This is a genomic window from Apibacter mensalis, assembly GCF_001418685.1.
Taxonomy (GTDB): Bacteria; Bacteroidota; Bacteroidia; order Flavobacteriales; family Weeksellaceae; genus Apibacter; species Apibacter mensalis.
In genome coordinates this window covers 1-1,419 of sequence record NZ_LIVM01000038.1, presented here as the reverse complement: position 1 = coordinate 1,419, position 1,419 = coordinate 1, and the positions used below count along the sequence as shown (strand labels likewise).

1 protein-coding gene and 1 pseudogene are annotated in these 1,419 nt (G+C 33.4%); both read left to right on the top strand.

Annotated elements, in window-relative coordinates:
- A pseudogene (locus ASC36_RS10770) lies at positions 1-771 on the top strand (hypothetical protein); the annotation flags it as partial.
- A 5-nt stretch (positions 772-776) separates the two neighbouring features.
- The gene (locus ASC36_RS10360; protein WP_055426410.1) at positions 777-1,244 is read left to right on the top strand and encodes a hypothetical protein; all 468 of its coding nucleotides are present in this window, start codon (positions 777-779) and stop codon (positions 1,242-1,244) included.
- Positions 1,245-1,419 lie beyond the last annotated feature (175 nt).

The window sequence follows — 1,419 nt, the reverse complement described above, 5'->3', positions numbered from 1 at the left end:
AGCGTGGACCCGTTGTTTGAAAAAACGATGACTCCGTATCAGTACACCTACCAAAATCCACTTAAGTATACCGACCCAACGGGGATGAAAGGGGAGGGAGTAGATCCACCACCTAGTAAAACTTGGGAAGAGTTGGTAACTAAATTTAATAACACACTTAAAGGAGTTGATATTGGAACTAAACAAAGATTTCAATTAGAACCTGCAAGAGGTGATACAAAGACAGGATTAAGAGATACTCAAGCAGGTAGGGTAAGCAATAAAACAGGAAAGCCTGTTGGTGAGTGGGTAATTAGAGCAGACCAAGCACATAAAGGAGCACCAGACCCACATTTTAACATTAATCCAAAAGCAACAGGAGTAGTTGATCCACATACACCAATACCTGGAGGGACAAAGACATTAAAAATATTAGAGAACTCAGGGAAAACGCTTGATGTAATAGGCAAAGTGGCAAAACCCGTTGCAATAGGTATTGATGTAGTAAGAATAGGTAATGCGATACATGAAGATGGAGGTACTATAGGAAAGAATACGATTGTTACAAGTTCAAGTGTTGCAGGCGGCTGGGCAGGTGCTTATGCAGGAGCAACAATCGGCTCGCAAGGTGGTGCATATTTAGGTGGTTCAATTGGACTTTTCTTTGGTGGTGTTGGTGCAGCACCAGGTGCAGCGATAGGGGGGGGTATAGGAGGCATAGGTGGTGGAATAGCAGGAGCCTTTGGAGGATCTTGGTTAGCAGAAGAGGGAGCTAAACAAGCAGTTAAATAATTATTATGATAAGTTTTAATAAATATGTAGTTTTAAATATAGATTTTGATTCAAGTTTTTTAAATAAAAATGATGTTATACTTAATTTTATATTTAATCAAATAGGAAAGCAAGAATGTTTTTTATTTGAAATGAAACCGACAAAAAATTCTATAATATATGATATTACATCGTCATATATAGAAACTAAAATAAATTCTAAAAAATGTTTGTATACTAAAGGCATAAATTTATTAAAAGAGGATATCAAAAATATTATTGAAACGGATGATTTCTATTTGGGAAATCTTATAATTGTATTAAATGAATTAAATAATGAAATGATACTAAATTTGATTAATTTATGGGATAGCGGAATTTATGAAGTAGGAGTTGAGTTTTTTAGAATGTGTAATGATGGATTATCTTTTTATTGGTATAATCCTACAGATCCTCACGCAGAAGATAAATTTACAGTTTTGACTAATATGTAAATTTATTCTAATGTATTATTTTACTTAATTCATTTTAAAAAGTAAAATTAATATATACAAAAAAAAGCGGAACTGAAAAATTCCGCTTTTTTATTGAAGTATACATATTACTCAGATTTCACAATTCCGGTACGTAGTAGAGAATAAGAGCTTGAATAAAAGAAGATTTATCGAG